The sequence below is a fragment of the Pseudoalteromonas sp. Ld20 genome (genome assembly GCF_045064175.1).
In the GTDB taxonomy this organism is placed as follows: Bacteria; Pseudomonadota; Gammaproteobacteria; order Enterobacterales; family Alteromonadaceae; genus Pseudoalteromonas; species Pseudoalteromonas neustonica.
In genome coordinates this window covers 99,712-119,167 of sequence record NZ_JBISHB010000046.1, presented here as the reverse complement: position 1 = coordinate 119,167, position 19,456 = coordinate 99,712, and the positions used below count along the sequence as shown (strand labels likewise).

General features: G+C 39.4%; 13 protein-coding genes and 1 riboswitch. Of the genes, 7 read left to right on the top strand and 6 right to left on the bottom strand.

Annotated elements, in window-relative coordinates:
• Window positions 1-14: 14 nt before the first annotated feature.
• The 4 genes from ACJJVX_RS20740 to ACJJVX_RS20725 all read left to right on the top strand — a co-directional run bounded on the left by ACJJVX_RS20740 (window position 15) and on the right by ACJJVX_RS20725 (window position 6,751).
• Window positions 15-3,188, top strand: a complete 3,174-nt coding sequence (locus tag ACJJVX_RS20740; protein WP_054205861.1) for an efflux RND transporter permease subunit — start codon at window positions 15-17, stop codon at window positions 3,186-3,188.
• A gap of 185 nt (window positions 3,189-3,373) precedes the next feature.
• Window positions 3,374-3,466: riboswitch (cyclic di-GMP riboswitch) on the top strand.
• Window positions 3,467-3,584: 118 nt separating this feature from the next.
• A complete protein-coding gene (locus ACJJVX_RS20735) occupies window positions 3,585-4,151 on the top strand; it encodes a chitin-binding protein (RefSeq protein WP_405633333.1) in 567 nt (188 codons plus the stop codon).
• A gap of 102 nt (window positions 4,152-4,253) precedes the next feature.
• A complete protein-coding gene (locus ACJJVX_RS20730) occupies window positions 4,254-6,332 on the top strand; it encodes a S9 family peptidase (protein ID WP_405633330.1) in 2,079 nt (692 codons plus the stop codon).
• 20 nt (window positions 6,333-6,352) lie between these two features.
• Window positions 6,353-6,751 carry a hypothetical protein gene (locus tag ACJJVX_RS20725; RefSeq protein ID WP_170173288.1) on the top strand — a complete coding sequence of 133 codons (399 nt, stop codon included), beginning with the start codon at window positions 6,353-6,355 and terminating at the stop codon, window positions 6,749-6,751.
• On the opposite strand, the gene ACJJVX_RS20720 is transcribed toward ACJJVX_RS20725, so the two are convergent.
• Complete coding sequence (locus tag ACJJVX_RS20720; RefSeq protein ID WP_405633327.1) at window positions 6,752-7,498, bottom strand: LytR/AlgR family response regulator transcription factor; 747 nt, start codon at window positions 7,496-7,498, stop codon at window positions 6,752-6,754.
• Window positions 7,499-7,739: 241 nt separating this feature from the next.
• On the opposite strand from ACJJVX_RS20720, the gene ACJJVX_RS20715 reads away from it, so the two are divergent.
• Window positions 7,740-10,604 carry a TonB-dependent receptor domain-containing protein gene (locus tag ACJJVX_RS20715; protein WP_405633325.1) on the top strand — a complete coding sequence of 955 codons (2,865 nt, stop codon included), beginning with the start codon at window positions 7,740-7,742 and terminating at the stop codon, window positions 10,602-10,604.
• 228 nt (window positions 10,605-10,832) lie between these two features.
• Here the strand turns inward: ACJJVX_RS20715 and ACJJVX_RS20710 are convergent, their stop codons facing one another.
• On the bottom strand, window positions 10,833-11,306 hold the full coding sequence (locus ACJJVX_RS20710; protein WP_405633323.1) for a Dps family protein: 474 nt from the start codon (window positions 11,304-11,306) through the stop codon (window positions 10,833-10,835).
• 357 nt (window positions 11,307-11,663) lie between these two features.
• Here ACJJVX_RS20710 and ACJJVX_RS20705 point away from each other — a divergent pair, with 357 nt between their 5' ends.
• Window positions 11,664-11,873 (top strand): hypothetical protein, encoded by a 210-nt coding sequence (locus ACJJVX_RS20705; protein WP_054205867.1) that lies wholly within the window; start codon window positions 11,664-11,666, stop codon window positions 11,871-11,873.
• On the opposite strand, the gene ACJJVX_RS20700 is transcribed toward ACJJVX_RS20705, so the two are convergent.
• Together ACJJVX_RS20700 and ACJJVX_RS20695 are read right to left on the bottom strand one after the other, a co-directional pair.
• On the bottom strand, window positions 11,870-12,466 hold the full coding sequence (locus ACJJVX_RS20700; RefSeq protein ID WP_342883041.1) for an alpha/beta fold hydrolase: 597 nt from the start codon (window positions 12,464-12,466) through the stop codon (window positions 11,870-11,872). The genes ACJJVX_RS20705 and ACJJVX_RS20700 overlap by 4 nt on opposite strands.
• 22 nt (window positions 12,467-12,488) lie before the next feature.
• Window positions 12,489-13,025: a YaeQ family protein gene (locus ACJJVX_RS20695; RefSeq protein ID WP_054205869.1), complete on the bottom strand. Its 537-nt coding sequence runs from the start codon at window positions 13,023-13,025 to the stop codon at window positions 12,489-12,491.
• A gap of 90 nt (window positions 13,026-13,115) precedes the next feature.
• Here ACJJVX_RS20695 and ylqF point away from each other — a divergent pair, with 90 nt between their 5' ends.
• The gene (gene ylqF / locus ACJJVX_RS20690) at window positions 13,116-14,060 is read left to right on the top strand and encodes a ribosome biogenesis GTPase YlqF (protein WP_054205870.1); all 945 of its coding nucleotides are present in this window, start codon (window positions 13,116-13,118) and stop codon (window positions 14,058-14,060) included.
• A gap of 14 nt (window positions 14,061-14,074) precedes the next feature.
• Here ylqF and ACJJVX_RS20685 read toward each other — a convergent pair whose 3' ends face one another.
• Both ACJJVX_RS20685 and ACJJVX_RS20680 read right to left on the bottom strand, forming a co-directional pair.
• Window positions 14,075-15,505: a sensor domain-containing diguanylate cyclase gene (locus tag ACJJVX_RS20685; protein ID WP_054205871.1), complete on the bottom strand. Its 1,431-nt coding sequence runs from the start codon at window positions 15,503-15,505 to the stop codon at window positions 14,075-14,077.
• 949 nt (window positions 15,506-16,454) lie between these two features.
• The gene (locus ACJJVX_RS20680; RefSeq protein WP_405633318.1) at window positions 16,455-19,415 is read right to left on the bottom strand and encodes a DUF3857 domain-containing transglutaminase family protein; all 2,961 of its coding nucleotides are present in this window, start codon (window positions 19,413-19,415) and stop codon (window positions 16,455-16,457) included.
• Window positions 19,416-19,456 lie beyond the last annotated feature (41 nt).

Here is a 19,456-nt window from a genome sequence, read left to right as displayed (position 1 = left end):
AGGGTGACTGCGTTATGAATAACACTGAATTACCCAGCTCAGATCAACCAAGTGTTGATCCTGTAAGCAAAGAAAAGCAAACAGGTATAATTGCCTACTTTGCGAATAACTCCGTTGCGGCAAATTTAATGATGTTTTTTATCATTTTGATGGGTGTTATAAGCTTTTTTACGATGCAACGCCAGATGTTCCCAAACGTTGAAATCAATTATATTTCTATTAATGCTAATTACCCGGGGGCGTCACCTCAGGAAATGGAAGAAAGTATCTTAATTAAGATTGAAGAGTCTTTAAAGGATATTACCGAAATCAAAAAAGGTGTCTATCGCTCATTTCGTAATGGCGGTAGCGCGCAATTAGAAATAAATACTGATGCTGAATTAAGTGAGGTGCTTGATAAAGTTAAGTTGCGCGTAGATGGTATTGCAACTTTTCCTGCAGGAATGGAGCCGGTCACCATAAGTCAAATAGAATTCCGCCAAGATGTGATTGGTATGACTTTAGTTGCTGACTTACCATTGAGCGAGCTTAAGCCGATTGCCAATCGTATTGAAAGCGAATTACTGCAGTTATCAAATGTGTCGTTGGTTGTTAATGATGTACCGCTTGATGAAATTGCGATTGAAATCGAACCTGACACATTGCGCCAGTATAATTTAACGTTAACTGACGTCGCAGGTGCGATACGTCGTTATTCAGCTAATTTTTCAGCTGGGCAGTTAAAAACAGACTCGGGTGTTATTTCAGTACGAGTTGAAAACCAATTTTATTCAGGTGAAGAGTTCCGTCAGATCCCCGTTAAAATAGGTGAAAATGGTGCTAAAGTATTACTGCAAGATATTGCAGTAATAAAAGACCAATTTACTGAAGGCGAACGTTACTTTAAGTTTAACGGTGAAAATGCAGTTTACTTATCAGTAAAGGCAACCGAAGATCAAAATATGATCCCAGTTGCAGAGTCTGTAAAAGCGTATATTGATCAAAAAAATAAAAATCTTCCATTAGGTGTTCGACTAGAACCGTTAATGGATATGACCTACTACTTAAATGCCCGCCTAGACATGATGTTATCCAATTTATTGCAAGGAGCGGTATTGGTCGCGATTATGTTATCAATATTTTTGCGCTTTAAATTGGCGTTATGGGTAATGATTGGTTTGCCAGTTTGCTTCCTTGGCGCGATGATGATGATGCCATTATTTGGTGTGACCATAAATATTATTTCACTCTTTGCCTTTATAATGGTGCTAGGGATTGTGGTGGACGACGCCATTGTCATCGGTGAAAGTGCCTACACTGAAATAGAGAAAAAAGGTGGTGGTGTAGTTAATGTAGTCAACGGCGCAAAACGTGTGGCGACCCCTGCAACTTTTGGCGTTTTAACAACCATTGCAGTATTTGCCCCGTTTACGTTATCAAGTGGTCCTGAGAGTGCTTTCTTTTATGGTATCGCCGTCATTGTGATTTTATGTTTAATATTTAGTTTGATCGAATCAAAGCTAATATTGCCAGCGCATATTGCACACACGAACTTTCCGCCTATCGATCCGAATGGTTGGCGAGCGCGTTTTAATAATCGCTTTTTTGGTTTTGTAAATGGCCCTTATAAGCGCTTTGTTGTGCGCTGTGTTGAGTGGCGTTGGGTGGTACTGTTTGGTTTTATCGGGATGTTAATTTTTACCTTTGGATTAATTTCATCAAACCAAGTACGCATGGTTCCTACACCAAAAGTACCGCACGATTTTCCACAAATTAACCTAGAGATGAACGATAACGCTTCTGATATTCAAACGATTACTGCTATTCGTGAAATCGAAGCCATGGTACTTGAAGTTGATAAACAAACTGAGCGTGAGTTTGGCCAAAAGATTGTTCGTGACGTATTAGTATTTAATCAAGGTCGTACTGAAGCCCAGTTACTTGCACCGTTGGTTGAAGAAGATTTACGCCCATACAATGCGTTTGAGCTTTCACGTCGCTGGCGTGATGCTATGCCAAATATTGCCGGTGTAAAATCACTCACAATCCAAGATGACGTTAATGGTGGCGGTGGTGATGGTGAGTTTGGTTATCTATTATTTGGTTCTGATATCAACACTCTTAATGAAGCTGGGCGTCGCTTTATTCAATTATTGCAACAACAAGAGGGATTGTTTGATATCAGCTCAACCATTGACCCTGCGAGCAAAGAAGTGCAAATGAGCTTAAAGCCAGTTGCCTATGATTTAGGCTTGGATTTAGCATCGATTGCTAATCAAGTTGGGGCGAGTTTTTATGGTGGTGAAGCGCAGCGTGTTATTCGCGGTGGTGAAGAAGTACGTGTAATGGTGCGTTACCCAAAACTCACTCGTGAAGCTTTTTCATCGCTTAAGCATGCAGTGATCACAACTCCGCAAGGCCGAGAAGTATTACTTGGTGATGTGGTTGAGCTTACAGAAAAGCCAGGTATCAGCTATATTCGCCGAGAAGGTGGTTACCGTACAGTATACATATATGGCAGCATCGACGAAGAAGTGATAGAGCCAAACGAAGTGGTTAAGCAAGTGAAAGAAAACCTACTACCGCAGCTTAAAGAAGAATACCCAAGTGTTAAGTCTGAGCTAGGTGGTGCCATAGAAGAACAACAAGCACAAGCTAATGAGCAGATCATGTTCTTTATTGGAGGCATGTTTTTAGTTTATATTTTGTTAGCGGTTCCACTAAAAAGTTACGCACAGCCTCTTATCGTAATGTCGGTTATTCCGTTTAGTTTAACGGGAGCAATTTGGGGTCATTACTGGTTTGGTTTAGATATTAGCTTAATGTCAGGTTTTGGCTTAATTGCTGCCGCAGGTGTTGTGATCAATGATTCATTAGTTATGACTGACTTTGTAAACCAAGCGCGTCGTGCTGGAGTGAGTATTAAAGATGCTGTAATTGAAGCGGGTTGTGCGCGCTTTAGGCCTATTTTACTTACTTCAATTACTACGTTTGCTGGTGTATTACCGATTATGTTTGAAACCAGTTTACAGGCTAAATTCGTAATACCAATGGCGGTTGCTCTTGGTTTTGCTGTTATGTTTGCAACCCTGATTACACTCTTATTAGTACCGTGTTTGTACATTATAATGAGTGACGTAGGTGGCGTATTTAGAGGCCTATTTAGAAAAATAAAAGGCCTATTTTCACGTAGGAAACAACTTGCCTAAAGAAAAACAACTCAAATATAATGAGTTATAAAAGCCAGTGCATTACGCACTGGCTTTTTGCTTTTTAAATCGATACTCAGACCACCTTTAACAGTCGGTTTTTAATTTTTATAGGTGTTAAGGGTTGGTTTTTTATTTTGATTACATTCTTTTGTTTGATTTGTGATGCAGCTCACTTTATAATCCACCTGTATTGGCAAACTAATCGAAAGGTTAGGACGCAAAGTTTCCGGTCTAAGGTTTTAGCGTGCTAAAACTAAGATAGCGGAGCCGTCGCACGGCGTTATTACACCCTCACTGTGTGCCATTTGTCCTAAAAGTAATAAAAAAGTATTTATTTTATCCGTCAAATGATGGATAGTACCTATTAGTGATTCTTAAGGTGTTGCTTTGTTTATGCATACGTCATTGGCTTGCGGAAAATGGATGCCAATTGGTTGCTTAAATCACCATACCCAATTATTTGTGGGTGATAGGGTGACGGTAACCTTTTTTGACATGCAAGGAGAGCTAGTCGGTTTATCATTTAACTACCAAATCACCAGCTCTGAGCAGGGTGAGCCACACAGTTGGCCGCGTTTTATTGCCGAATACATTAATACACATATACCGCTAGTTGAAGCAGGTAAAATGACCGAACAAGGGCTAATCGTTGCCTATCGGTCAAATCAAATTTACGCCCTTGAGGGGTGTGGAATTGAACGTGCTGAAATAACGTTTCATTGCATTGCAAAGTGCGATGACATAAAAACAGACAAACCAGCATATGATTATGTTTACCCAGAAAAAAGTAATGACTATAATGCCGGCGTTAAAGTATTACAGCCAAAAACAGGTTTAATTTATAAATGTAAGCCTTGGCCTTTCAGTCAATTTTGCAAAGTTAAAGAAGAAAATAACCCACTTTATGAGCCTGGTGTTGGCCAAAGTTGGAATTTAGCTTGGCAGCAAGTTTCCCCCTAATGCTATTTGGCATTTTTTGGCCCACTCATTGAGTGGGCTTTTTTATGCGCATTTAAAAATTATGGTAGACTCAGATTCTCAAAATTTTTTATTGGTTTTTCTGTGGCTCAATCAAACTTATCGTTGTCTGTACTTTCAAATGCGCCGGTTGCACATAAGCAGCCGCATACTTTAACAACACATCAAAAAACACGAATTGATGATTACTATTGGATGCGTGATGATGATCGCTCTGAGCCTGCGATACTTAAACATTTAGAAGCCGAAAATAATTATTGCGATCAGCAACTCGCAAAAATTAAGCCTTTTCAAACACAATTGTTTGAGGAGCTAAAAGGGCGAATTGTTAAAGATGACAATACCTACCCGGTAAAAGATGGCGAGTATTGGTACCACAGTGAAGTACGTGGCGATGACGAATACTCTCGCCATTACCGTAGTCGTTCAATGACTACGGCAGATAAACAATTGCTATTAGATGTAAACCTACTTGCTGAAGGTTTTGAATTTTACGAGTTAGGCGAGGTGGCGATTAGCCCAAATGAACAACTACTTGCTTACTCTGAAGATACCGATGGTCGTCGTATTTATGTGGTTAAATTTAAAAAAATTGATAGCGATGGTTTGCTTGAGGATGTATTAGAAAACACCGAAGGCCAAGTTGTTTGGGCGAACGACAATAAAACTGTTTTTTATGTTAAAAAAGATCTTAAAACCCTGTTGGGGTATCAGGTTTATCGCCATGTATTAGGTACACCACAATCTGACGACGTATTAGTGTATGAAGAACAAGATCGCAGCTTTTTTATGGGGTTAGGTAAAAGCCGCGATGAAAGCTTAATTATTATTGATTTAGCGACCACTGAAACTAATGATATGTGGGTGTTAGATGCTAATCAGCCTTGGGGCGAATTTGCTCAGTTGATGCCGCGTGAAGAAAGTCATGAATTTGATATCGATAAACTTGATGACACATTTTATATTGTTACTAATTGGCAGGCAAAAAACTTTCGTTTAATGACGGCAACCGCCACCACTATTGCGGATAAGATGCAGTGGCTTGAGCACACGCCCCATCGTGCAGAGGTACTTTTAGAAGGTGTTGAAATATTTAACGATTTTTTAGTGCTGACTGAGCGCGAGCAAGGACAAACGCGTTTTATTGTTATTAATAAACAACAGCAACGAATGACGTTAGAATTTGATGACCCTTGTTACTATGCCGCTATAGCAATGAACCCAGAGCATGATTCGCACGTGGCACGTATTTATTATTCAAGCCTGACAACACCGGGTTCGCTGTATGAAGTCGATTTAAATAACGGTAAAAAGGCCTTATTAAAACAACAGCAAGTTTTAGGTGACTTCGATCCTGAAAATTACGCCTCAGAACGATTAATGATAACAGCACGTGATGGCGTAAAAGTACCCATATCTCTAGTGTATCGTAAAGACACATTTAATAAAGATGGAACCAATCCACTTTTTCAATATGGTTATGGTGCGTATGGTTACACCATAGATCCTAGCTTTTCGAGCACTTCACTTAGTTTGCTAGATCGTGGATTTGTATATGCAATAGCCCATGTGCGTGGCAGCGAAATGCTGGGGCGAGATTGGTATGAACAAGGTAAAAAAGAGCATAAGCAAAATAGTTTTAATGACTTTGTTGATGCAACTAACGCATTGGTAGCTCAAGGTTATGGAGCACAAGATAAGGTTTTTGCCTCAGGTGGTAGTGCAGGTGGTTTATTAATGGGAGCCGTCGTTAATCAAGCACCAGAGCTTTACTTAGGGGTTGGTTGCCACGTGCCATTTTTAGATGTGCTGACAACGATGCTTGACGAATCAATCCCTTTGACCACCAACGAATACGATGAATGGGGAAATCCAAATGACCTTGACTATTATAATGTGATTGATAAATACTCACCGTATGACAATATAAAGGCACAAGCATACCCAAACATATTGGTCACGACAGGATTGCATGATTCTCAGGTTCAATACTGGGAGCCAATGAAGTGGGTGGCTAAAATGCGAGAATACAAAACAGATGATAATATTTTAGTATTTAAAACGGATATGGATGCAGGCCATGGTGGTGCATCTGGACGCTTTAAAAGCTTAGAAGAAAAAGCGCTGGAAATGGCATTTTTTATTAGCTTAGCTAAAATTTAACTACCATATGAGGTACTAAAATGTTTGGCGCGCATGGTAATTGGCAATACTCCATTGAACCTCCAATGATTTATATTAAAATCAGTGGATGCTTTAATCGTGAAGGTGTTATTGCGTTCACTAAAGAAGTGTTTGATGACCTAGCCAAGTTACCACTTAATTCAATAGAGCATGCCGTCATTAATTTAGCAGACTTTGAATTAGTAACGGCCGATAGCTTGGAGGTCGCCCAGGCGTATTTTCATGGTGTAAAAGCGCGAGGCTATAAGCAAGTTGATTATATTCAACCAAACTTAATAGCTCAAAGCCTGCTTGAGAACATTTGGCGTGAAAGTGGTATGGATGTACGGTATCACGCTAGCTTGCAACAATATACGCAGCAATATCCAGAGCATATTTATGTAAAAAACTGGCTTTAATTAAGCGGTTTGTAATATCGTCGCTAAGCTATTTTTATAACGCCTTGAGAGATTGAGTTGCACGCCATTTTTTAGTTTTAGCTTATAGTCACCACTATCGGTGGCTGTCAGCTCAGAAATAACAGCTTGCTTTACCAGTGTTGAACGATGAACTCTGATAAACCCCGCAGGGGCGAGCTGTTGCTCAATATTTTTCATCGTTTCACGGTGTAATACAGCGGCATCTTGTTGCCAAAAATGCAGCTCGACATAATTTCCTGCGCCATTAATCCAAATAATGTCGTCTATTTCAATGAGTCTCACTTTCCCAACATCTTTAACTATTAGGTGTGAATTTAGCAATGGTTTTGTAAGCTGATGTGCTTGCTCCATCGCACTTGCTAAAGGGCATAGATGGATAAGTTTTTCAAAACACTTATTTAGCCGTGAAATAGGGCTATGTGTAGTAATAAAATCGACGGCACCTATCTCAAAAGCTAAAGTCGCGAGCTTTGGATCGTCAGCAATAATAACTAATTTAGCGTTTTTACTCAGGTCAACAAGTTGGATCAGTAGGGTCGGTTGTGGTGCCTCGGATAGTTGCAGCAATATGACATTAAATTGGCTTGTATCAAGTTTATCTAATTGCTCTAAGGTTGTTGATGTGTGGGAATAAAAATGCCTATTGCCATCAAGCTGTATATCAAGCAGAGCATTGAATTCTTCATCGTTAACGAGTGTTAAGGCATTAAAGTAAGCAGTAAACATTTGATATTCTCATTATATATTTAACAAAGAAGACCTGAATTATCCCAATTTCATTCATATTAAATTTAAAATGTTAATTTTGTTGTATGTGTTTTATTGCTCGATCACATCAAACCCGCCTGTTGCACCACCAACTATGCGATTGACGTAATAACGATAGAGTGAATTTTTTTATTTCCTTAGTGTTATCGCTTAGTAACATTTTCGTTACTTAGAAAAACGATAATTCAGGGGAATTAATATGAAAATAACAAACAAAGCTCATGCGGTTGCATTTAAAAAATCGTCATTAACAATCGGGCTAAGTGCAGCCTTATTTAGCGGTTTATCATTTCAAGGTGTGGCGGCCGAGGCAAGGACCGCTGAAAAAGTCGAGCGTATCGAGGTTACAGGCTCCCGTATTAAAAGAGCGGACATTGAAGGATCATCACCAGTTACGTCGATTGGTCGTTTAGCTATTGAGTCTTCAGGGGTTCAGAACATTGGTGAATTATTACAAACAGTTGCTCAGGCCGATCTATCAGGACTAACACAATTAACGAATAACACTAATGGTAATGATGGCTCGCAAACTATTTCATTACGAAACCTAGGGGATAACCGAACACTCGTTTTAGTCGATGGTCGTCGATTTTTAGCTTTAGGTGGTGGGCAAGTCGATATTTCACAAATCCCAATAGCGATTGTAGAGCGTGTTGATATTTTGGCTGATGGTGCGTCTGCAGTATATGGCACTGATGCAATCGCAGGTGTAGTAAATATAATTACTAAAGATGGATTTGAAGGTGTTAGCTTAGATGCAAGCATAGGTGCAAACTTTGAAGGTGATGGGGAATACAAGCAAGCGGGTATTTCGATTGGTACAATAAAAGGTAATACCTCGTTATTTTTGAATATCTCAAAATCAGAAGAAAAAGAAATAGGCGCTGGCGATAGAGAAATATCACAATATCCTGTTGCTTATATACCAGAGCGCTTTGGTAGTGCTTTTGGTCTTTATGGTATTTTTGGTACTTCAGACGGAAACTTATCTTTAGATCCAGCAAAAGAAGGTGATGGTATTCGCACCGCCGATGATTTCGAACCATTTGGGACAAAGCACCGTTATAATTTTGCACCAACTAACTATTTAAAAACCCCTTCTGATAGGTTTAACGTTTTCGCAAAGGTTAACCACGAGTTTTCAGACTCGCTGAGAGCTTTTGTTGATTTTACATATAACCAACGAAAATCTGTAACGCAAATTGCAGCAGTGCCGCTTACCGCAGGTTTTTCAGGGCCACAGTGGGAAATACCTTTCAGCAAAGATAGTATCTATAACCCATTCGGTGAAGATTTAGCGTCCTTTGGTTTTAGAACGCTCCCAATTGGCCCGCGTACAAATATTCAAGACTACGATACATACTTTATTACGGGCGGTTTTGAAGGTGAGTTTGAAGTTGCAGATCGAGTATTGCTTTGGGATGTGTCAATGTCCAGAGGTGACTCAAGCCGCAGTGTAAAAGGTCAAAACTACGTAAATTTACAAAATTTAAGAAATGCAGTGGGACCCTCGTTTATTGCAGATGGTGTTGCACAGTGCGGTACCGCTGATAATACAATTGCGGGTTGTGTACCATTGAATATTTTTAATGGGGAAACTGGTTTTACAAGCGAAATGGCTAATTACATTGGTTATGAATTGAATGATCAAGTGAATACTGGTACGACTAACTTTGCTGCAAATATTAGTGGTGAGTTATTTGAGTTACCAGCAGGTTGGTTAGGGTTTGCAGCGGGAGTAGAAAAACGTACAAATACTTTCGTTGATAGTCCTGATGCATTAATCGCTGCGGGTTTAAGTTCAAGTAATTTCAGAGAACCAACCAACGGTAGTCAAACAGCTGAAGAAGCCTATTTTGAATTTGCAGTACCATTATTAGCTGATTTACCTGGCGTACAACAGCTGGATATTAGCCTTGCAGGGCGTTTTGCTGATTTTGAAAATAGCGGGTTTGTAGGTGTTGACCCAGTAACTTCAAATTTTGATAACGAAAGTTTTAAAGTTGGTTTTACATGGCGGATCTATGATGATCTGATGTTACGGGGTAACTATTCAGATACATTTAGAGCTCCTTCAGTAGATAACTTATTTGCAGGTGGCGGCGAAGGTTTTCCATCAGTTCAAGATCCATGTAATACAACGCTATTTGGGCTGCAGTTACCAGATGTTCAAGCACGTTGCTTAGCGGATAATGTACCAAGTGGAGGTTCAACTCAACCTACAGGCCAGTTACGTGCTTTAAATGGTGGTAACCCTGAACTTAAACCAGAAGAGGGTAATACTAAAACATTCGGTATTGTTTATAACCCAAGTTGGCTTGATGGTTTTGATATGACTATCGACTATTACAAAATAGAGTTAGAGGACGCACTCTCATCTATATCAGCAGGGGGAATGCTTGATCGCTGTTATGTTCAAGGTGAAGAAGAGTTTTGTGGCTTCATTGAGCGCCGTGAAGATGGCCGAATAGCGACTGTACGCACATCACAATTTAACTTAGATCAATTAGAAGTTGAAGGGTATGACTTTAATGCTAACTACCGCTTTGATACGCAAGATTTAGGTAATTTTGTGTTTCGCTTAAATGGCTCATATACAGATCAATACCGCTCAGCAGGCGTAGGTGAAAACATCAATAGTGCTAATAACCTAGTTGCATCAATTAATAGTGATATTTTACGCTGGCGTGGTACCTTTAATACCACATGGAGTTACGATGATTTAACAGTTACTTGGGGTATGCGATATACCAGTAACTTGATAGAATCTTGCACTATACCTGATAATTTTGTTGATGATGGCTTGGCAACGCGGGAGCTTTGTAATCAACGTGGCAATCCTGGTGATGAAAATGAAGCTGGGTTCAATCGTATCGGAAGTGTTGTTTACCATGATTTATCAGCGAGCTATACACTACCTTGGCAAGCAAGTGTGCGTGTAGGTATGCGTAATGTCTTTAGAAAAGAGCCTCCAATTGCCTTAAATCCATTTGCTAACTCATTCTATTCTGCTCATGATATTCCTGGTGGAACATGGTTTTTGAACTATAAACAGGACTTTTAATTTAACTTTTAAGATTTAGCTAAAGCCTCACTATTGTGAGGCTTTTTGTTATTTATGAATAAGTGGTTACGTACACGCTTGCCGTTTAAACCTAAAAAAACGCCACTGGTAACAGTGGCGTTGTTGTTATTTAGTTAAAGGGTAGTATACAAATTGAATCGCTTATTATTTAACGATTTATCCCTACTTGAGCCCTCTAACGAGGGCTTTTATCTATCCGCAAAAGGCTTAATTTAAGTAAGCTTTTAACATCCAAACAAGTTTCTCTTGCTCGGTAATGTAATCGCCCATTAGTGACGCTGTCCCTTCATCGCCAGCATCACCAGCTTGGACTAATATATCGCGCTGCATTTTAATCAGTGTGCTGTAACTTGCTAGCAGGTTTTCTACCGCGGCTACTCCATCACTGATGTTTTTAGCTTCTTTAATTTCACTAATTTTAAGGTAGTCAGAAAACGCATGAAGTGGTGCGCCATCAAGCGTTAAAATACGCTCTGCAATTTCGTCTACTTTTAAAAGTAATAGATTATAAATTTCTTCAAATTTCACATGTAGTTCAAAGAAATTACGACCTTTAATATTCCAGTGAAAACCACGCGCATTCATATACTGAATTTGGTAACTACTTAGCAGTGTATTAAGTGACGTTACGATATCTTCACTTTTTGCACTGTTAAGGCCAATAGCATTTACCTGTGACATATTTTTCTCCTGAACAAATTAATAAGATACTTTCGAGCTGTTGATAAAGAGTATCAGCCATTTTTTGCAATCTGTAAAATGGTTGAAATCGATAATGTTGATAGTTTTTACCTATTAATGTGGCGCTGATTGAAAATTCAATAAAAGCGACCCTAATTAATGAACTGGGGGCTTATTTAAGAAAAACTACCCCAGGAGTTAAATAGTCGTTTATTGGTTAAAATAAACTCAAAAAGATGATCTAGAACAAGCTTTATATTGCTGAGTAATAAGGCAGGTAAATAGTTTGATTTAGGTCAAAATCGGCATTTACAGTCGGCGCATAATCAAACTAGATTAATTACTAGGAGATTTCACATGCAGGCTAAAACACAAAAAGAAAGCAAAATGGAACTGGTTGTTGTGGGTATCGCTTTACTGGCATTTGTTGTCGGGGTGGTAGGCCACTTAGCGGGTGCTAGCTTTGCTAATTTTGATACATTTGGTTATATCGCAGCACCAACACCGTTGATTTTAGGGATTATCGCATTTGTTGCTTACAAAGTAGCAGCGAGTGCAGAAGATTAAATGAGCAACCCAACAATGTATTTCATTACTTGGCGTGAGTAGATCATACCGGTGTGACTTAAGTGAAACACCTTATGTTCTGCCATGCCATTGAGCTTAGTTTCATCAAGCAATACAGTACCATCTGATTGGCTGCCCTTAGCAATAAGCGGCATTAACCCAATAGGCAGATCGCCAGCAATACTATAAAGTTTAGCATTAAACGGCCAATCACCATTTTTAGAGAGTAAAAACTCAACGCTGTTTTTTAAAAATGCTTCAAACCCTTTTTGCTGCATTTGCTCTGCAATATGGCTGCCTTTATGCGGGGTTCCCAGCGTAATTACCTTCTTCACATTTTGGCTTTGGTGCGAATTTGCTTCAAGATAAGCGCGCGCCACTAACCCACCCATTGAATGGCACACCAGTGCCGTATTTTTATTATCTATAAAAGCATCAATTTGAGCAAAAATAGCATCGCGATCAGGGCTGAGCGTATTATAAGACAGGTTAAGAATATCTAGGCCTGATTTTTTTAAACGAGAGCACAGCGGGCGCATTACAAAGCCTGACATGTACAAACCATGTAATACTACAACTTGTTGAATTGCCATATACGCCCTTATTTAATAATGCTTACATTAATTGCTGTGGTTTTATCTCGATATTTGTATTATCGGTACTTACCCATACTTCGCCATCTTGAACAGTCATTGTCAGCGAAATATTACGATCAACTAATGCTGCAAGCGCCTGTGTGGCAGTAAAATCTAAACTAAAAATACTTAAATTTTTAAAATCATACAACTTAGGTTGGTGTTTTTGCCACCAAATAGCTTGGTTATTTTCACCATATGTATACAGCACCACTTTTTTAGCTTTATTGCAGGCTTTTTTAAGGCGTTTTTCATCAGGTAAACCCAGCTCAATCCACAGCTCAATCTCGTCACTGTAGTTTTTATGCCACACTTCTGGCTCATCGTCAGCCGATAGCCCCTTGGTAAATTCAAGGCCATCACACGCATTAAGTGCGTACGCAAGTAAGCGAACCATCAAGCGTTGATCGTTTTCAGAAGGGTGCTGCGCCAAGGTTAAATTAAAATCTTGGTAAAGGTGGCGGTCCATATCGCTAAGCGATAATTGCGCTTTAATAATCGTAGATTTAAGAGCCATAACAGTTTATTTGAAAAAATTTGCGCCAGTATAGCGCAATTACTCGCCGAGCCAGTTAAAATAGCACTAAATTATCTGTAGGAGTTTAAAATGGCTATCCAGTGGTTCCCTGGGCATATGAATAAAGCCCGTAATGAAATTAAAGAAATAATGCCACAAATGGATGTGATCATTGAAGTGCTTGATGCGCGCATTCCTTACAGCAGTGAAAACCCGATGGTGGCGACGTTGCGTGAAGGCAAGCCGGTTATCAAAATATTGAACAAAGCCGATTTAGCAGATCCTAAAATGACGCAAATTTGGAAGGATTATTTTGAGCAGGAAAATGGCGTAAAGGCTATTGCGTTTGGTAACGATAAAGCGGCTGAGGTTCATCGTATTAACGAGCTGTGTAAAAAGTTAGTACCGCATAAAGTGGGTGCTGATAAGCAAATTAAAGCCATGATTATGGGTATACCTAACGTTGGTAAGTCTACCTTGATCAATGTGTTAGCAGGTCGAATTGTAGCAAAAACAGGTAACGAGCCTGCGGTTACTAAAGCCCAGCAACGTATTAAGCTTGAAGATGGCATTATGCTTTACGACACACCCGGTATGCTGTGGCCAAAAGTAGAAAACGAAAACTCGGGCTACCGTTTGGGCGCAACTGGCGCTATTCGTGATACCGCGATTGAGTATGAAGAAGTGGCAAGTTATACGGCTGAGTACTTGTTACGTGCTTACCCGGCACTTTTAAAAGCACGCTATAAAATTGATGAATTACCAGAGAGTGATTGGGAATTTGTTGAAATGGCTGGCAAAAAGCGTGGTTGTATTCGTGGTGGTAATCAAATAGATACTTATAAGATGTCTGAAATTCTAATTAATGAATTACGTGATGGCATTATTGGTCGTATCACTATGGAAACGCCAGCCATGCGTGAAGAAGAAGAAATAATGGTTGCAGGCTTGCGTGCAGCAGCTGAAGCTAAAAAAGCGGCTAAAGAAGAAGAGAAAAAACAACGTCGAGCGCGTGCGCGTAAAAATCGCCGTTAACTAGTTGTTAAGCGTTAGCTTGCTAACGTAATACGGTTTCGCCCTAGTCTTTTAGCTTGGAGTAGGGCGTTATCAGCACGAGAAATAAAAGACTCGTCAGATTCCTTTATTTGATATTGCGCTACACCAAAGCTGACTGTCACTGCAATTTCTTGTACTTGAACCATGTTTTTTAGCTGGTGTTTTATTTGCTCAGCTGTTTGCTGTGCTTTAGCGAGATCACTGTGCGGTAGGAGTACAATAAACTCTTCACCACCCCATCGACAAACCACATCATTATCTTGCGCTACTTGTTGACAAGTAAGGGCAACTTGCTGAATTATTTTATCTCCTGCTAAATGTCCGTAACTATCATTAATATGTTTAAAGTGGTCAATGTCTAGCAGTATTAAACTTAGGCGTTGTTGTTTTTGTTGGGCTTGTATGACGTGTTGAGTCAATAATGGATCAAAAGCTTGGCGATTTAGTGCGTTAGAAAGCTTGTCAAAGGATGCTATCGCTTCTATTTGTCGCTGATACTTATCAAATGTGCGATGGGCGTAACATAGCACGAGTAAAATGAGGGACCCACTTAGTAATAAGCTGGAGAGTATCTCTTGGCTTACCAATGACGACGTACCTTTGTTATGGTGCTCTATAATTAAATACCATCCTAATTGCTCCACCCAGCGGCTATGTAAAATGGCTGGCTGTGAATTGTATTCAAATTCAAATGCAGTTTGTTGCTTTAAAAATATATTATCTAGATAAGGTAATAACTCATCATTTTGATGTATGTTGTTGAGTTTTGTCGGCTCAGAGCTCGCTTGGAGTGTTATAGAGCCTTGCTCATCAATAAAATAGATTTTACGATGATAGTGACGCTGATACTGGGTAATGATTTTTTTTAGTTTTGAAAGTGTGATCCCAACGCCTGCAATACCAATTATATTTTCGTGTGCATCAACCACTTTGTAATTTATAAACAAAGTATATTTTGAGGGCGTTAAATGATGTTGATCAATGTTAATAACGTAATCATGGGGGGAGTTAATGGCGGCAATAAACCATTGTTGCTGAGTGAAATTTTCAGAGCCACTGATAACACCCTCACCATCATGATAAAAAACCCCAGATTGGCTTGATGCAAAAAAGCTGATGTCGATATTTATATCTTGTTTTATGTACTTAAGGTATTCAATTAAGAGTTCAGGTTTAGATTCCCCTTGGACTGCCCAGCGCCTTAAAAAAGTATTGTTAGCCATATTTTTAGCAGCGTAAATGGGCTGCATTAAATCTTCTTGTATTTCAGAGTAGACAGTATCTTGAGTCAGGGAGAGTGGGTTGACTGTCTCTTTACTAATTGAGTTATGGGCGAGGTTAAAACTTAACCAACTGGTAAGTATAAAGCCGCAAAGTAGGAAGCCGAGCAAGATGGTATTGTATTTTTTGCGCATCAGTAACATAAAAAGCATCCATACCTTAGAGTCGATAATCATACTAATTCTATTTAGAATATGACTATTTTAGCGAATTAAATAATTCATTTATTCAATGTAATAAGCGCCATGAATAACAATAGCGGCAGAGTTTACTCCATTTTAGTATTGGAGTGAAGAACGAGAAATAATTCTGCTTATTTTATTATTCAAAGCTGAATAAGCTATTAGGGCGTGTCGACCTTTTGTGATAATAAGCTATTAATTAACAGGCATAAAAAAAGCCCGTTAGGGCTTTTTTAGTATCATATCTACCGTCACCGATATGAGCAATGTAGCAAGTAAAATAGTAGGGCGGTTATCTGTCACCAACATCAAGGGGCGTTGCGGTTAGTGACAGATAACCTTAGCTGTTTACGTGCGCCACACGTGTTTCAGGGTCGAGAAACAAATCAGTTTATTCTGTACAAGTCGTTGTGCGCTGCCGTCTTGTTGATATTGATTATCAGTTAGATTTAAGTGAGTGTCAACACCTAATTGAAAATTATTCTCATTATCATGTTGGTATTTTAATTAACATTAAAAAAGAAGGTTTTCGGGGAGTTTATGGTGCTGTGCTGCTGTTGAATTTCAGGCATAAAAAAAGCCCGTAAGGGCTTTTTAGTATCATATCTACCGTCACCGATATGAGCAATGTAGCAAGTAAAATAGTAGGGCGGTTATCTGTCGTCAACATCAAGGGGCGTTGCGGTTAGCAACAGGTAACCTTGGCTGTTTACGTGCGCCACACGTGTTTCAGGGTCGAGAAACAAATCAGTTTATTCCGTACAAGTCGTAGTACTTTGCCGTCTTGTTGATATTGATTATCAGTTAGATCTATAAATCTGTCAACACCCATTTGCAAATAATTCTCATTTATTTTGTTTTTTGTAAAAAGTACAAATAAAGCAAAGAGTTACTGTTAGCCCTAATGGAGCTAAAGTGATTTGTAATGGTCAAGGCGACGATTTATTTGTTCTGCAAGCTCTTTATCTGTTTGCCCTTCGCTATCGATGATAAGTAAAAAGTATTGTTGCTCGGTATCGATAACCTTAATCACGGTGTTATCAAATTTCGTTTTTCCATAGGTTACTTCTATACTCGTAATATCTTTAAAGTGCTTTAATCGTGATTCAAGCTGCCCTTGTTCATTTTGCCAATAGCTAAATATATAGTTGTCAGTAATGCCATTACCGTCACTACGAAAATCAAAAAAAGCATCACTGTAAAAATATAAAATATCTTCATCAATGGGCATTAGTTGTTGGCGTTGTAAAAATTGCACCTGAAATGGCCATAGCTTTTCACCTTTGACAATTGATGCGCCGGGTAATAAATAAGCCTCTTGCAGCAGTCCTAAAAATAAAATTGGTGCCCAAATTATGCTGATAACGATGTTTCTTATACGCCATTTAGAGTTATATATCAGTGCTTCAGATGATTGATTTATATGCTGAATATAGTTCACCAGCGGTAGCCAAATGAGTGGGATAATGCATAATCCAATAGTTGCATAGTCACTAAAACGTGTAGTGGCTGTAATTACTATAAGTAGTAACCAGCCAATTAAGGCTAGTGCATTTGGCATGATTTTATTTTTTTTATGGTGCTCTTGGCTGTGTGCAAGTAGCTCTAAAAATAAAGAGTAGAAGAAAAACAGTGCAAAAATCCCACGAGCAATCGGCATTATATGGCTATCTTGCTGTGCTTTTATCGCCAGCCAGTTACGGTAGCTCCAGTAGTTAATAAATAGCCCTAAGGTAAATATGCTATAAATAATAAATTTAGCGTTCGATACAGGGTAAAAATGAGTGTTATTGAAGGTTGGGCGTTTTGCTGATTCTATGCGCCATGCCACTATAAAGAACACCATGCCTATAAGGTACACACATAGCAAAACAATGATCCAATTGTCTTCGAGATCCAACCCGCCAGAATCACTTGTAGTCGCTTCGCCATCAATATATTTAATAATGCCAAAGTGAGTGTGATCGATCAGTTTTTCTCGTTCATCAAGGTATAGCTTGATTTGATCCGCTGGAATATGGTCTTGTTTGGCGCTAAATGAAAAATTAAGCGTGAGGGTGTTTTCAGCAAAGTGAATATTCTTTTTAAAGTAAAAGAAAGGGTTATCAACTTCGACTTGTTCGTTATCAAATTGCCAATTTTGTTCTTCAAATTTAACTTTAATGGTTGTTTCAATGTTATTTGGGTACTGGAAATAGAGCGGAGCGGTACGCGTAATTTGATCTGGTTCGTAAACACTGTTTTGAATCTCTGAGGCATAAAAATCTGCTCTTAGATCTGGGTCAGCGGGTTGCCAAAAATCATCAATCAAATAAAACTCATTGCTTAAAAGTTCACCATTATTGGCATTTTCAGTCACTGTCATCGGCTGATCAATAGTTAGACCTTTAAAGTAGCCTTGGTAATACTCAAGGTAGTCTTTGGCTATTTGATCAAGGCCGTTGCGTGCTAGTGAGCTGCGTCTATTTATGGCTTCAAATCCGCTATACAAATAGCTAGTTTGGAAGGTTGCTGGTTGTTCACGGTTTTGCGCTATGGTGTAGTTATCAGTGGTTTTAATTCTCAGACCGTCAACAGGTGGCGCCATTTTTGTGAGCTGCTGCTCAAAAGGTTTAATGATTAATGCATAGCCATAGTTTGGTTGAGCTAGGTGCTCTAAGCTTCCCGTTTGATAGCTTATCGTTGGGTCTAACCAATAACGTTGTCCCGCATATTCAAGTGTAACAATAACGTGGTCAAACTGGTTCGCAGAAGGAGGAAGCCGATTTAAGCGCTTGCCCTCTTCGGTGTTTACCAGGGCTGGGTAAGCTGGGATCCCCATCGCTTTGAGTAATGATATAAGGAGCACTGTTTTGTCTTTACAGTCGCCATAGCGCAGTTCAAGAGTTTCTGATGCGGGTGTTGGTTGGTGTGAGTTTGTGCCCATTTCCAAGCCCAAATAACGCACTTCATCTTGGCTAAACTTCAAGGCTGCGGCAATGCGATCAGTGACTTGGAGGTTTTGCATAGTAATATCATCGGCAACTTGCGCAACGCTAGCAGTGACCTCAATGGCAGATTGATATAAAGGAATAGCCCACTCGGTGACCTCTTGCCATGTGTTTAATTCAGAGAAAAAAACCTGTTTATAAGGGCTATACCAACGTGGTGTTTGATTTGAAGATGCAACAGTTGCTTGATTACGTAAGCTGATTTGATAGTCATGCCCAACAGCAAGCGGAGTGTCTTTTATATCAGTCTCACCATTGACGGTATTAATATAAAGTGGCGTTGATTTTTGCCACAGCACACGCATAAATTGTTGTGCAACGGGCACTGACCAGTTTAACGTACGAGACACGCTAAAGTGTTGATAAACAGGATTACGCCCTGTAATCGTAAAGCTGTAGTCGAGTTTGTCGTTTACGCGCATGTCATCAACAATAATATTTAAAGTAAGGCTGCCGTTGTAGATGCCATTGGCTAATTCAGTTTCTCGTTGTAAAACCTTAAATTGCGCGCTGGTGAGTTTATCTATGTATTGGCCATCACGAATAAGGCCCAGCCCATTCAGGGTGAGGGTTTGATAACTGGGATCAAAATCTAAATTTAGTTGGCTTATATAATCAATACCACTTTGATTCACGGCCTGCATAACTGTGCGCGTATAGCGTTGCGTGGGTTGCTGCTGTGAAACGTTGATTTGGGTATCGAGGAGTAAATAGTAAGTACCATCGATAATTTGGTTAACGGGAATGTCAGTTTCAATGAGGGGGTGTTTTTTTACCCAACTATCGGCAGTTTGTATTTGGTATTCTTGGCTGGTGCTATAAAAACTTATAACTAAAAAGCACACGCTAAGAGCGAGGCTGGTTAACTGAGTCCATTTCATTATTGTTCTTCTTTTGGTTGGTTTTTGGTATTCCCTATAGG